Source organism: Microcoleus sp. OTE_8_concoct_300 (assembly GCF_031383065.1).
Classification (GTDB): Bacteria; Cyanobacteriota; Cyanobacteriia; order Cyanobacteriales; family Microcoleaceae; genus Microcoleus.
On the sequence record NZ_JANMZH010000827.1, the window covers coordinates 1 to 13,383 of the forward strand.

Below are 13,383 nucleotides of genomic sequence, written 5' to 3' on the forward strand. Positions count from 1 at the left end.
GATGAATTCGAGTCGAGCAATTTAGACGAAAGAGGATTTATTTCTCTGATAAACATCATAGGAAACTGTAATTAACTCATAATTTTGCCTGGAATATCATTATACTATGTATTTGTGTAATTAATTCTGTCTGACTACTTATGGTGTCGGTCACAACGAAGAGTTGGTCGGCAAAGCAATTAAAGACTGTCGAGATCGAGTCATTATTGCCACGAAGTTTGGCAATGTACGCGGTAGCGACGGCAGCTTTAAGGGCGTCAATGGCAAACCCGAATATGTCCGCTCTTGCTGTGATGCCAGTCTCAAGCGTCTGGGCGTAGATACGATCGATCTTTACTATCAGCACCGAGTCGATCCAAACACTCCCATCGAAGAAACCGTAGGTGCAATGGCGCAGCTCGTCCAAGCCGGGAAAGTTCGCTACCTTGGTCTTTCCGAAGCCGCGAGCGCCACAATCCGCCGTGCCCAAGCAGTGCATCCTATTTCAGCACTCCAGACTGAATATTCGCTGTGGAGCCGGGAGCCAGAATCCGAGATTTTGCCCACCTGCCGAGAGCTAGGGATTGGGTTTGTGCCTTATAGCCCTCTCGGGCGTGGGTTTCTCACAGGCAAAATCAAGAGCCGCGACACGTTATCTGAGGGAGACTATCGGGCCGGGCTATATCCTCGCCTTCAAGGCGATAATCTCCAGCAAAATCTCGAGCTAGTCGAGCAGATAGAGCAGATGGCCGCCGCTAAGGGCATCAAAGCTGGACAGTTGGCCCTGGCATGGGTCTTAGCCCAGGGCGAAGACATTGTGCCAATTCCAGGCACCAAACGCCGCACCTATTTAGAAGAAAACATTGCGGCAGCCGCTGTGACACTGACTCAAGCAGAACTAGACCAGATCGCCAAAGCGCTGCCATTAGGAATTGCGGCGGGCGATCGCTACCCGGATATGAGCAGCGTCAATCGTTAAGAATAGGTGCGAGTAAAGTATTCTTAACTACGGCTAAGTTTTTGATTCAGGCTCTATCAATCATGTCAAAACTTGTTGTGTACGGAACACCCGCCAGTACCTATGTCCGTACCGTCCGGCTGCTGCTTGAGGAAATAGCCGTAGACTATACGCTCCACAGGGTTGATATCTTGAATGGTGAAAACAAGTCCGCAGAGTACCTTGCTAAGAATCCCTTTGGTAAAGTCCCCACCATTGAAGTAAATGGGGAACTGCTCTACGAAACGGCTGTTATTACTGAATACCTGGATACCACTTTAGCCGATCGCAAGTTTAGCTTTTCCGAGCTCATGCTCCAAGCTCGGATGCGTCAAATCATCGGAAAATTGGGTAGAAACCCCGTGCTTTTAGCACGGCTTTACAAAAGTTGTTGGTATCAACAGAAATTTCGCTGTAAAATAGATTCTGTAGCGAAACTGAATGTATGTACTTAACTCAGAAAAACCAATTACGATATCTGAGCAAAGCCGAATTCTTGGCTTTGAGAGAGTTGTGCAGACTGAGTAAAAATCTCTATAACGTAGGTCTTTACACCGTCCGCCAATACTTTTTTGAGGAACGTAAGCACTTGCGCTATGAATCTGCTTACCATCTGTGCAAATACAACGAGAATTACCAACTTCTCAATACTGACATTGCACAGCAAACATTGAAAGTAGTAGATCGAACTTTTCAAAGTTTCTACGGACTGATTCAGGCTATTAAATCTCGAATGTATCAACAGAAAGTGAGACTTCCTCACTACTTGCCAAAAGATGGCTACTTCGTGTTGATAATTCCTCGGATTAAAGTCAAAGATGGAAAATTTAAAGTACCCATGTCCCATGCTTTCAAAAAGCAATTTGGCGAGATTGTGCTTAATTTCCCTGAAAGACTCAACCCCGAAACAATCAAAGAGGTTCGGATTCACCCTAAATATGATGCTCGATTTTTTGAAATCGAATACATCTGCTTGAGTGAGATTGAACCAGTAGAAACAATAGAAAATAGTTCGATGGCTATCGATCTGGGATTGGATAACTTGGCTACTTGTGTTGATACCAATGGGGCATCCTTTATTTTGGATGGGCGAAAACTTAAATCTATTAACCAGTGGTTCAATAAAGAGAATGCAAGGTTGCAATCTATTAAAGATAAACAGAAGATTGAACGGCTTACCGAACGTCAGGTTAGACTGTATATCAACCGAAGCAATCGAGTTAGGGATTACCTGAATAAGGCTGCTAGATTGATAGTCAACCATTGTATTAGCAATAAAATAAGTTGTTTGATTGTTGGGTTTAATCCCGGCATCAAACAGGAGATTAATATCGGTATTCGAAACAATCAGAACTTTGTTCAAATCCCTTTTCACACTTTGAGAAATAAAATTAAATCGTTGTGTGAACGGTATGGATTGATCTACAAAGAGCAAGAAGAAAGTTACACGTCTAAATCTAGTTACTTGGATGGTGACTATCTGCCTATTTACAATGCCGACAAGCAAACTACCTACAAGTTTTCTGGCAAGCGAATTAAGCGTGGATTGTATCGGAGTAAGCAAGGACATTTGATTAATGCTGACGCACAAGGCGCGGCAAATATTGGTAGAAAAAGTAAGCAGAATGGTTTTACCGGACTGTCTAGAGGCTGTTTGGCGCAGCCGTTGGGAATTAAGGTCTGTTAGGCTTTACTTCTCAAGAATCCCCGTGCGTTCACGCCGGGGAGTGTCAAGGCGATTATTGATAGCTATTTGTTTAGCCCTGCCATTGGCAGCATTGTGGTTCAGCGACTGATTGTGCCGAGTCTGGGGCGTAAGACTGATGAGGCTAAAGTAAAAAATGCGATCGCCCCTGCACAAACGGCTATAGAGGCGATCGAGTCGCTAGCTGCGGATAGCCCCTATCTGCTCGGCAGCGAAGCGAGCATTGCTGATTTCTATCTGATTCCGATCTTGATGTACCTTTCCCAAACTCCAGAGTTTGAGGTGATTACCGCTCAAACGCCGAAACTACGGAGGTGGCGGGATGAGCTTAGCCTGTTGCCCAACGTCAAAAAACTGTGTGCTTAATTGCAGTCAAATAGGCCGCAGGAAATCAGAGGAGTGGAACTCGAACAGATGTAATCTTTGGATCCTATGTTGAGCTAATTTGGGCACTGAATCCTCTAGTAGAAGCGATCGAGATCACCATTTCGATCGTCTTTATCTTGGATTTTGGCATCAAATTTCTCCTCCTCTGAAACTCTCTTACCAGGTGGGGTGATGACAAGGGAATTTCAAAGGTGGTACCCGCCACGTGATTTATCCGTGGAATCAATCCCAAATCGAAAATCGAAAATCCTCAAGCCCCCGCATTTATCCGTGGGGTCAATCTAAAATCTCAAATCTCAAATCTAAAATCGATTGACCGCGATGGGATCAGATTACTTTCCGAAGACACCCCAAGGGCGGGTGCTTTGTTTTTTGCTGGCGTTGTTTGCGATCGCGGTATGTGGTTATTTGACGGCAACCCAGGCAACATTTTTTTTGAGTCAGGATGCGAGCGATCGAGCAGAACTAGCAGGCGCAAAATCAATTCAAGCTCTGCCAGCAGAAATTACTGCACTGCGAACTGCGATTCAAGCCTGGTTCACAAAAAGGTTTAGACCTGTGAATTGCTGTCCAATTATAGATAACATTCTAATTTCAACTGTTCCCAGCGATAGATGATATTTAAAATTTTTAAATTTACTATCAAACAATAGGCTAACCACTCAACATCAATGATGAAAACACTCATAAGTAAGTGGAACTATCCTAATAAACACATGAGCTATTCTCTCCCCAAAGCTTCATTAATGAAAGTTCCCTATAATTCGGGGATGCTGATGCTGGGAATGGCTGGCAGAGATGTGATAAAAACTGCTATAGCCTTTCTCAGTAACATGAGGTACCCGACGTGCATAGGGAATAGGGCATAGGGAATAGGGAATAGGGCATACCTCACCAAGCTTGAGAACCGCTATAGATAAATTCTACGCTCATGTGGTGGTCATCACTGTTTTTTCTTGGGAATAATCTAATAATGGCTTTGATTCTTTGTTCTCAAGAAAAATTTGTGTAAGTCATGGAAATCAATTCATACCTTTTATTACAGTTAGAGGAGAAACTCATGGAAAATACATTGTTCGATCGCACATTCCGGGACAGCGAAGGCAATATTGTTATAGCTCAGCCGCCAAATCTACCACTGATTGTCGGGATTGTAGCTAGTTTGTTAAAGCTCATTGTTACAACAGGGCAAATTAATTTAGCGTTGGATCTAGTAGCCTTTGGCTCTTTGTTTACTTGGGCTTGGGAAGAATTATTTCAAGGCGTTAATTACTTTCGGAGAGCATTAGGTCTGATTGTGCTTGTTGGTCTACTTGCGTGGAAACTTCAATAAGTAGGTAAACATCAATAAATCCTATCGACCATGACCTTACCTCAAAAATCTACGCAAACTCTTCTTTTGTTATTGGCATGAGCACTCAAGTTTCAGATGTACAGACTACCTCGCGCTGAGGCGATGAGCTTGACTCCCTAGCATTCTATCCTTTTTCTTGAATACCGCAATTGTAGTGATGAGTATTAATATCTTTGCCGGTTTAATTCAGTAATTACCGCAGATGTCACCTTTATAAAGTACCCCCTAGAAGCCGAGTTTCTTGCTGAAACCCGGCTTCTGTGTACTTCACTTATATTACCTGGAAAGTCCTGTATAATGCTTTCTCAACAGCCACTCATGCAGAAAACCAGAATCGATGTCCAACGAAGCGTCTGACCGTCTTAAACAAAATGCTGAAAAAATTATGCGGATGTGGGAGAAGCGGGCGCGCGATGAAGTCGGTGCATCCACGCATCAAAATTCTCTTGTCTTGCAAGATTCCCTTCCTCTGTACTTAAACCAACTGGTAGATCAACTCTCAAACAGAATTGTCAGGACATCTGCCCGAATCACAGCCGACGAGGTAGAAAGCACCCGGATTGGCAAGCTGCACGGGCATGAACGGGCGGGGTATGCTGACTACTCTATGACTCAACTCATTTTCGAGTATCAGCTCCTCCGTCAAGTAATATTTCAAGTTTTAGAAGAAGAAGCACCTTTAGGAGTGCAGGATCGAGACATTATTATCGGCTCCATTGAGCAAGCCGTTAATGACGCGGCTACTCAATTCTCCGAAACGCTGCGAGATATTCAAGAATTATTTATGGTGACGCTAACTCACGACCTCAGAAATCCCATCAATGTCGTAAAAATGGGAACTCAACTGATTCTGCGGCGGCTGGAACGAGGAGATACCCACATGGAGGTGGCGGCGAGGATGCTCAGTGCGATCAATCGGCTGGATTCGATGATTCAAAATCTGCTCGATGCGAGTCGGCTGCGGGCAGGGCAAAGCTTAAAGATGGAATTTGAAGAATGCGATTTTGTGATGCTAGTCCAAGAGGTGGTAGAAGATTTGAGCTTCGCCTATGGAGAGCGGTTTGTTGTGGTCTGTGATTCTGATATCACGAGCTATTGCAGCCGTAAAGAAATACGGCGGGTGATTGAAAATTTAGCAATTAACGCTGTGAAATATGGTGCGCCTAGTACGCCGATTACACTCACACTCCAGCAAACTGAAACGCAGATCAGCCTTACTATCCATAATGAAGGCGAGCCGATCGCCCTAGACGCTCAATCCATCCTATTTCAACAATTTCGTCGAACCATTTCTGCCGAGGAGCAAACCGGCTGGGGATTAGGATTATTTTTAGCAAAAAATATTACTGAGGCGCATAAAGGGACACTGGCGGTTGAAAGTGCAGAGGGCAAGGGGACCAGCTTTATTATCAACTTACCTAAGGTTATTCTTTAGTTCGGGGCATTAAGACTAAGAATAAAAATAAGGTATAAAATAATGAATCCACAGTTAACATTTCGGAGCTAACCCACAGCTCAGGTGCTTCAGCCGACACACTCTAAACCGCAGGATTAAGCCGTCTAGAGGCGAAACAAAGCCTGAGGGAGTACGGCGCAAACAGCCTCAAACAAAAACACAAATCGACCGCATTGATACTGTTGCTTAATCAGTTCAAGAGTCCGATTATCTTGATTCTAATTTTGGTGGCGGTGCGATCTATTTTCCTTCAAGAGGCGGCAGATCCCATATTTTGGGACACTCGTCATTATCAGCGGGTTATTAGGGTTTTGGCAAGAGGGCAGAGCCTCGAACACCGCCGAAAAATTATTGGCATTAGTGCAAGTTAAAGCAACTGTTTTGAGCAATGGTCACAATTGAGTCAGGTTATGTAAATCCACTTGATTTGATGGCAATGCTGGCGACCATTGGAGTGAGAAGAATCCTTCCCTGGACACCTTTAGGAACCCTGTTCGGATTTCGCCCGTTGCCGTTGAGTTTTGTGCTGTGGGGGCGATCGTGGTGTTCTACCTTAGTGGGACCGAGAATGTGAAACGACTGTTTTATCAACAAGTAAAATTTTAGTTGTCAAGGCGCAACACTTATCGGTTAAAGCATTAGATATCAAATGAGTTTTAGCTAGGGCATTTTAGGCTGGCTAAAAATTAGGTTTTACCTTCTCTACCTGATTTTCAGGTCTTATGCTACTGGGGACGTTTAACCCCGCCTTTCCGTTTAACTTGAAATCCATACAAATAGATTTCAGGCATATTAATTCGTCCATCAGAACGACTTTCTACAATTCCAAGTTGAAGTAAATATTGCAAAATTCCTTCAGGGTTAGTTACAGGTGGTTGTTTTTCAGGACTCCATCTGGTGGACTTTACCGCCTCTAAAAATATTTCCTGCGGCATGGGAGCTCTCAGATTTACTAAGCTCATCTTGAGAGATTCTAGCCAAGGATACTCTTCCTGTAATTCCCGAATTCTATCATCTGAAGTATTCATTAAAGCCCCCTGTAAGTCAGAGGGTTGCAAAAGTAATGGGTTTTGTTCAAACAAAGATAGCTGTTGTATTCGACTTTGTGCAGCTAAAGCAAATAACTTGAGAAAAGAACGTGGCGCAATTCGACCACCAGCATCCTGAAGGTGATTGGGAATCCAGCGATAGGTGATTCCTTTTTTAGCATTAGTACCCATATACTTACCAATCATCATTTCGATTAGTTCTTCAAACAATTTTTCATTTGATGTTGCAGTCAAACCCAAGTCAGTTTTGTTTTCAATAATCAACCCTGGGATATTTTGCAAATATTCTGTCATTTCATTACCAGAGTTCGCAAGTCGTTTGACCAAAAGTTGGTAAAGCCATGAATGTTTCCATTCCAATCGAATTTGATGGGCTTGCAGTTTGGAAGCATCAGGAAAACTCAAAAAATCCTCTCGAAATAGATCGGTACGCAAAAAGATTTTGGGTCGTATTCTGTCCCAACGTCGCCATCGATCGAGCCACAAAGCTAAAAGTTCACGAATTGGACTTGCTAAGGCAGTATAGGAAGCAACTAATCGATCTAACTCATCATAAGTGACAAACAACCAATCATCTGCTTCAATGAGTTTTTGATCTAATTTATCTAAGACAGAATTGAATTTTTCAAGCTTTTGATTGACAATAGGTTGCCAAATTGATAAGCGAGATAAGTCATCTCTAAGAATGTTGGCTATTTCTGTCTCTATTTGTTCAATAAGAAAATCTTTGAACTTGAAATTCTTTTGCTGTAATAACCCGCCTAAAATTAAACCAATCCAGAAACTACGCCATTCAATATTTGTAGCACGATCCATTTTCGTTTCAACACTCTCTGGTGTTGGAAATCGCTTTTCTGTTTTGCGAGTCCTTCCAAAGCCAGCTATCCATGTCGTTTTGCTTAAGTCAGGCAAGGATCTAATTTTCAAACTTTCAACCAAAGATTCTCGTCCTGAAGGGATTGCGAGTAAACGGAATAATTCTGTTTTTCCTACTCCACGACCTCCTAGTATTAATAATGTATTTGGTTCTAAAGCAAGACGATAATCTGCTATCGGTAAAAAGTTTTTTAAGAATTTATCTTCATCATCGCTTTCGTGTTCAGCAGTCCCCCGGCCGGGGGCGATATCCATTATTAATTCGAGTAGCTTTTGTTTATTAAATTCACTCATAGTTCTAATTGCTCCACATTTTTTAATTCACGTCCAAAAAGTCTACATAATTTTTCTGCAATATCCTGATAAAGAGAATCAGTCATTATCATTACGAGGTCTGACAGTCTATTTGATTCTTCTGGAGTTGAGTTGCGAGAAAATAGAGCTATGTCTCCGCGTAGGCTCTCCTGATATGGCACGACGACAGGAAAAAATGGTTCTTCTCTATCGTTAGGATTAGGGACATCTTCATCTCCAAAGTAATAGTTGTCTTGAAAAACGATGTAGGCTTGCTCCCGAAATTTTATCAATTCTGTTTCTCGTCCTGATATTCCAAGCGCTGGAGCCATCGAATGTACAAGAATCAACGGCAAACGCTCCTCAACTGCAGGACTTGCTAAATGGCGAATAACATGGGTTAGTCCAGCCCAACTTTGGCGTGATTGAGTTCCAAAGATGACCGCTGCATGGGAGAGATTGGTGATCGCCAAGCCACCAATATCGTGAAAACCAGCCCGCGCATCCATCAAAATAAAATCTAATGGTTTTGCTTCGTTGTTTAATTCCTTTAACATATCCACCATTGTACTTTGCAGTTCACCATCCACAAGGTTTTGAAAGTCCAATCTGGCTAATTTTTCCAAGTAATTGCCATCTATCGTCCCCGCCGGAAGTAACTGGATGCTTTCGCCATGCTCTCCTCGCAAAGTCTGGTCATTAATGATTTTGAGATGAGTACGCAGTTTCCAATCATTTTCTTGAATCTTCTTTTCCAATAAATAATCAATTACCCCTAGATTATTGGAGTCATCTGGTGAAAAAATTGTAGCCAAGCCTGGTGCTTCTAAATCGAGGTCAACTATGGCAACTCGATGACCGTTACGAGCTAAAGTCAATGCAGTAGCAACCAGGGTACTGGTTCGTCCTACACCTCCTTTGAAAGAGAAAAAAGATACGATCGCAGGCTTATGCTTTTCATAGACTACAGATTCTGGCCAAGGTGGTGTACCTATTTGCTGATCCGTCCATGCCTGTTTAGCAATGTGACGCTCAAGAATATACCAGCGAGGCAAAACTGATTCATCATCCCAAGATGCTAGAACTCTTTCAGCCTTAATGGTATCAATTAAAGCTTTATAACCGTCTTTTTCTACGGGCAGCCAAATATCATTTCCATAGTAACTTCCCAGTTTGGTAGATAAAAAGGTATTAAGATCATTGGTTTCTGGTTCTGCAATGCTAATGTTTTCTAATGGTTCCAGAAAAAGTCTTATTTTTCCTTTAATATCACGAATAATTGTCACAGAATAAAGCTTAAGCCTGAGTGAATCGATAATGCTTTGTTCCATAAAGCATTCCCGCACTCGATCGAAAGTTTCACCAAAACAGATTGTCATTTTTTAAATATCCTGGCTAGAAATAGAGCCATTTAGCACTAACTTGGTGATTATTTCTCGGTAAATTTCTTCTGCACGTTGAACGGCAGTTGTTGCGTCAGCTTCAGCCCAAAGTCCAGATTTGGAATATCTCCTCTCTGGATGATTTTGAGCTAGAACAGTACCAGCTATTCGTGAAGCAGGAAGTTGCCTATCCAGAATAGGATAGAGAACCCGCAAGCGTTCCATTGCCCTTCCTTCAAGTTCAGTGAGGTCATGTCCATATATTTTTACCGCGCCGTGCTTAAAGTGTTGCTCGACAAGAACTTTAAAAGAGCATTCTACAACATAACCTGCTAGGTAAACGGCGTTGTCCCACCGTTGCTCTACCAAAAGAAGTTGGGCATCCTGTAAATGACGACCTGCTGAGTTGGAAAAGGACTCTTGCATTTTTTATTTGATCTAGAATAATTGAAAATAAAGTTATGGTATAGCGAAAAGGGCGAGCGAGCAATCTCAAGGGGTAGATTTTAGCCGTAAACCCGGAAAATACTTGTTGATGGCAACGCTGGCGACCGTAGGAGTGACAATCATCATGCCCTGGACACGTTTAGGAACCCTGTTCGGATTTCGCCCGTTGCCGTTGAGTTTTATACTGGTTCTGGGGGCGATAGTGGTGTTCTACTTTAGTGCGGTCGAGAATGTAAAAGAAGTGTTTTACAGCCGCGTACAGTTTTAGTTGTTAAGGCGAAGCAGTTATGACTTTGGACAACTGAGAAATGTAACGGTAATGTTCTAGACCTATAGTATTTTTAGCCTCATTTAAATTAAATTTCATTGTGTTATGCTAATATATCGCGGCTGACTTTTTACGCGATCGATCCAAGTTTGAATTGCTGGAAATCTCGTTAAATCAAATCCGCCCTCGTCAGCAACGTGAGTGTAAGCAAATAAACCGATGTCAGCAATAGTATAGCGATCGCCCGCAAAAAACTCATTTTCTGCTAAATGCTGTTCCATCACCCCCAAAGCAGCATAACCCGGTGCTTGTTTTTGTTGAAGTGCTTCCTGATATTCTTGTGCTTTCCCTGTCAAATACCAAAAACGAGAAGTAGCAATAAAAGGTTCGTGGCTGTACTGTTCAAAAAACAACCACTGCATAACTTGAGCGCGTTCAAATTTATCGGTGGGGAAAAACTCAGTTTCTTCGCTCAAGTAAAACATAATCGCATTCGATTCAAACAGAAATTTACCCGGTGCGATTTCTAACACCGGAATGCGGCCATTGGGATTTTTGACCAAAAATTCAGGTGTGCGGCTTTTTCCTTCGAGAATATTAATTTCTGTGCGATCGAACGCAATATTGAGCTGAGTTAACAGCAAGCGAACTTTATAGCAATTGCCCGAGGGGGAATACTCGTAAAGTTTAAACATGAGTCTTGAGAAGATTTTACGATCTTAAATTATCTCATAAATTAGTTAATTTAGGTACCATGAGTTAACTGTTATTTGCTAAAATTATTTTGGCGATCGGTGGCGATCGCCAAAACCAGCCACTTCTGCCAAAGTATAAAGCGGCCGGCCCTTCACCTCCTCGTAAATACGCCCCACATACTGACCCAAAATCCCAATACTTACCAACTGCACCGCACCCAAAAAGAAAACCGCCATCATCACAATTGTCAAACCAGTTAAGGCCGAACTTGGATAAAATATCCGCCAATACAAAATCAAAAAAGCCATTAACACAGATACAAATGCAGCAAATAACCCCAGATAAATCGAAAGTCTGAGGGGAACCTTGGAAAAAGAGACTAAACCATTCATCGCCAAACTCAAAGATTTTCTAAACGTATACTTGACCTCGCCAGCAAAACGCGGATCTCGTTCAAACTTAACCGCCGTTTGTTTAAAACCAATCCAAGCCCGCAGTCCCCGAATGTAACGATTGCGTTCTGGCATCGCATTTAGTACATCGACTACACACCGATCCATCAAACAAAAATCTCCCGTATCTATGGGAATATCAACATCCGCAAGATGTCGCAAAATGCGATAATACATATAAGCTGGCAACCGCTTAAACCAACCTTCTTGACGGCGTTGAGTGCGCTGAGCGTAAACAACTTGATAGCCCTGCCGCCACTGTTCTACCATATCTATAATTAGCTCTGGCGGGTCTTGCAAATCCCCGTCCATGATGACTACAACTTGACCAGTAGAAAAGTTTAAGCCAGCAGTTACAGCTATTTGGTGGCCGAAATTTCGGGCAAAACTAAGATAACAAACTCGCGAGTCTTGTTCGTGCAATTTTCGCACAAGTTCGAGAGAGCGATCGCGGCTACCATCATTGATTAAAATTAATTCTACTGGGCCGTCCATTCGCTCCATCACGGCACTAATTCGCCGATACAATTCAGCGAGATTTTCTTCTTCGTTATAGATAGGAATTACCAAGGAATACTTAGGTGTATCGTTCATTGCAGTTTCTGTTCAAAAATCGGCTTTTCAACCCTTAAATCAAAAGTTTCTTTTTCGCCAAACACGCTGGCTGCTTGACGAGAGAGGTTCGGCACGTAATTTCGCTCTTTGAGCCAGACAACAGCCGCCGACAAAATAGCAGCGTACCAAAACTTATCTATTTTCTTATACCAATTTTTTATGAGGCCCCGTAGAATCCGATCCCCCCTAGCCCCCCAAGGCATCGGGGGGGACAAGATCCCGATCTTTCGTCCCCTTAAGAAGGGGGATGCGAGGGGGATCGAGATATGTGCAACTTCACATTAAATTGGTATTAAATACGAAAAATAAAAGACACCATAAGAATGAGGCACAGCGAAAATATTTGTTATCATAGATGTTTAGTCAGACTATAAAAATTACAATCATAACCCATCGATTCTAAATTGCATGACAAATTCCCATTATCTTTGGCAAGCAAATCAAGACTTAAGCGAAGCTTGTCTGCAACATCCCTTTGTCAGAGGCATTGCTGACGGCAGCCTGCCCTCAAATAGTTTTGCATATTACATTGCACAAGATGCATTTTTTCTGGGAGCATTCGCTCGCGCTTACAGTATCGCTGCGGCAAAAGCACCCGACTGGGAGGGGTTTGAAATTCTCCACAATCTCGGCAGCGGTGTTTTAGAAGAACTTCGGTTGCATCAAGGATATGCAGGCAAATGGGGGGTAAACTTGCAAGAGGCAAAACCGGGAATGGCTACCCGCCAGTACACAGATTTTTTATTAGCGACAGCCTGGGGAAGCGGTGTCGGTTTGACAGCAGCCGCGATGACTCCTTGCTTGCGGTTATATGCTTTTTTGGGACAGCAGCTAGCTAAACCTAATATACCGGAACACGCCTTTAGCGACTGGATTTTGACCTATAGCAGCCTTGATTTTGAGATTTTAGCAAAACGGCTGGAAAGTTTGCTCGATCGCTACGCAGAAGCTGGACCGGAAGTAGAAGCAACCTATCGCTACGCTATGCTGTGCGAAAGAGACTTTTTTCAGGCAGCTTGGGAAATAGAGTAAATTAAGTTTATGAAAAAGATATTAAGAGCGATCGCCCCTAAGCTACCCACAGCCAACGCCGCAAATCTCACGGAAACGTAAAGCAGAAATACGCCAAACAATCCCATCAACCCGTAACCCCAACGAGGCTTAGCCGCTAGCAACAAGCCAAGAGCTATTGACAGCGACACAATAGCGTAAGCACAGCGGTTTACCGAAAGCAGAACTCCAGAACTGACAAGCAATGCTAAAGAGCAAAAACCGTAAGGATCGGGAATTAAATAACTTACAATTTTAATTGTTATTGTGGGATGGGCGTCCCGCCCGTCCCAAAAGGACGGGGGGGACGCCCATCCCACAAAAAAAATTAAAATTTTAAGTTATTTAATTAGCGATCCATAAGGTTTTTTGTATT

16 protein-coding genes and 1 pseudogene are annotated in these 13,383 nt (G+C 42.9%); 10 read left to right on the forward strand and 7 right to left on the reverse strand.

What is annotated here, in order from left to right:
• The first annotated feature begins 130 nt into the window (after nucleotides 1-130).
• The 8 genes and pseudogenes from ACUVJL_RS36615 to ACUVJL_RS36650 all read left to right on the forward strand — a co-directional run.
• A complete protein-coding gene (locus tag ACUVJL_RS36615) occupies nucleotides 131-958 on the forward strand; it encodes an aldo/keto reductase (protein ID WP_445250319.1) in 828 nt (275 codons plus the stop codon).
• Nucleotides 959-1,020: 62 nt separating this feature from the next.
• On the forward strand, nucleotides 1,021-1,431 hold the full coding sequence (locus tag ACUVJL_RS36620; protein WP_445250304.1) for a glutathione S-transferase family protein: 411 nt from the start codon (nucleotides 1,021-1,023) through the stop codon (nucleotides 1,429-1,431).
• Entirely contained in the window at nucleotides 1,422-2,663 is a 1,242-nt protein-coding gene (locus ACUVJL_RS36625; protein WP_445250305.1) for an RNA-guided endonuclease InsQ/TnpB family protein, read from the forward strand. The genes ACUVJL_RS36620 and ACUVJL_RS36625 overlap by 10 nt, the downstream gene beginning before the upstream one ends.
• Before the next feature lie 66 nt (nucleotides 2,664-2,729).
• Entirely contained in the window at nucleotides 2,730-3,047 is a 318-nt protein-coding gene (locus tag ACUVJL_RS36630) for a glutathione S-transferase C-terminal domain-containing protein (RefSeq protein ID WP_445250306.1), read from the forward strand.
• 342 nt (nucleotides 3,048-3,389) lie between these two features.
• The gene (locus tag ACUVJL_RS36635) at nucleotides 3,390-3,686 is read left to right on the forward strand and encodes a hypothetical protein (RefSeq protein WP_445250307.1); all 297 of its coding nucleotides are present in this window, start codon (nucleotides 3,390-3,392) and stop codon (nucleotides 3,684-3,686) included.
• A gap of 442 nt (nucleotides 3,687-4,128) precedes the next feature.
• A complete protein-coding gene (locus ACUVJL_RS36640; protein ID WP_445250308.1) occupies nucleotides 4,129-4,401 on the forward strand; it encodes a hypothetical protein in 273 nt (90 codons plus the stop codon).
• A 358-nt stretch (nucleotides 4,402-4,759) separates the two neighbouring features.
• Complete coding sequence (locus ACUVJL_RS36645; protein WP_445250309.1) at nucleotides 4,760-5,857, forward strand: sensor histidine kinase; 1,098 nt, start codon at nucleotides 4,760-4,762, stop codon at nucleotides 5,855-5,857.
• Between the two features lie 122 nt (nucleotides 5,858-5,979).
• A pseudogene (locus ACUVJL_RS36650) lies at nucleotides 5,980-6,249 on the forward strand (cation-transporting P-type ATPase); the annotation flags it as partial.
• A gap of 354 nt (nucleotides 6,250-6,603) precedes the next feature.
• On the opposite strand, the gene ACUVJL_RS36655 reads toward ACUVJL_RS36650, so the two are convergent.
• From ACUVJL_RS36655 to ACUVJL_RS36665, 3 genes are read right to left on the reverse strand one after another with little or no spacing between them, the layout of a single operon-like run.
• Nucleotides 6,604-8,097, reverse strand: coding sequence for a P-loop ATPase, Sll1717 family (locus ACUVJL_RS36655; RefSeq protein ID WP_445250310.1), 1,494 nt, complete (start codon nucleotides 8,095-8,097; stop codon nucleotides 6,604-6,606).
• Nucleotides 8,094-9,428, reverse strand: a complete 1,335-nt coding sequence (locus ACUVJL_RS36660; RefSeq protein WP_445250311.1) for a tyrosine-protein kinase family protein — start codon at nucleotides 9,426-9,428, stop codon at nucleotides 8,094-8,096. Before ACUVJL_RS36660 ends, ACUVJL_RS36655 begins: the two co-directional genes overlap by 4 nt.
• 51 nt (nucleotides 9,429-9,479) lie before the next feature.
• Nucleotides 9,480-9,905 carry a HEPN domain-containing protein gene (locus ACUVJL_RS36665; protein ID WP_445250312.1) on the reverse strand — a complete coding sequence of 142 codons (426 nt, stop codon included), beginning with the start codon at nucleotides 9,903-9,905 and terminating at the stop codon, nucleotides 9,480-9,482.
• Between the two features lie 109 nt (nucleotides 9,906-10,014).
• Here ACUVJL_RS36665 and ACUVJL_RS36670 point away from each other — a divergent pair, with 109 nt between their 5' ends.
• Nucleotides 10,015-10,194, forward strand: a complete 180-nt coding sequence (locus tag ACUVJL_RS36670) for a hypothetical protein (RefSeq protein ID WP_445250313.1) — start codon at nucleotides 10,015-10,017, stop codon at nucleotides 10,192-10,194.
• A gap of 95 nt (nucleotides 10,195-10,289) precedes the next feature.
• On the opposite strand, the gene ACUVJL_RS36675 is transcribed toward ACUVJL_RS36670, so the two are convergent.
• The 3 genes from ACUVJL_RS36675 to ACUVJL_RS36685 all read right to left on the reverse strand — a co-directional run bounded on the left by ACUVJL_RS36675 (nucleotide 10,290) and on the right by ACUVJL_RS36685 (nucleotide 12,160).
• Complete coding sequence (locus tag ACUVJL_RS36675) at nucleotides 10,290-10,889, reverse strand: glutathione S-transferase family protein (RefSeq protein WP_445250314.1); 600 nt, start codon at nucleotides 10,887-10,889, stop codon at nucleotides 10,290-10,292.
• 84 nt (nucleotides 10,890-10,973) lie between these two features.
• The gene (locus ACUVJL_RS36680; RefSeq protein ID WP_445250315.1) at nucleotides 10,974-11,936 is read right to left on the reverse strand and encodes a glycosyltransferase family 2 protein; all 963 of its coding nucleotides are present in this window, start codon (nucleotides 11,934-11,936) and stop codon (nucleotides 10,974-10,976) included.
• Nucleotides 11,933-12,160, reverse strand: coding sequence for a hypothetical protein (locus ACUVJL_RS36685; protein ID WP_445250316.1), 228 nt, complete (start codon nucleotides 12,158-12,160; stop codon nucleotides 11,933-11,935). Before ACUVJL_RS36685 ends, ACUVJL_RS36680 begins: the two co-directional genes overlap by 4 nt.
• Nucleotides 12,161-12,365: 205 nt before the next feature.
• On the opposite strand from ACUVJL_RS36685, the gene ACUVJL_RS36690 reads away from it, so the two are divergent.
• Nucleotides 12,366-12,989: a TenA family protein gene (locus ACUVJL_RS36690; protein ID WP_445250317.1), complete on the forward strand. Its 624-nt coding sequence runs from the start codon at nucleotides 12,366-12,368 to the stop codon at nucleotides 12,987-12,989.
• On the opposite strand, the gene ACUVJL_RS36695 is transcribed toward ACUVJL_RS36690, so the two are convergent.
• Entirely contained in the window at nucleotides 12,965-13,327 is a 363-nt protein-coding gene (locus ACUVJL_RS36695) for a hypothetical protein (RefSeq protein ID WP_445250318.1), read from the reverse strand. The two genes, ACUVJL_RS36690 and ACUVJL_RS36695, sit on opposite strands and share 25 nt — an antisense overlap.
• Between the last annotated feature and the right edge of the window lie 56 nt (nucleotides 13,328-13,383).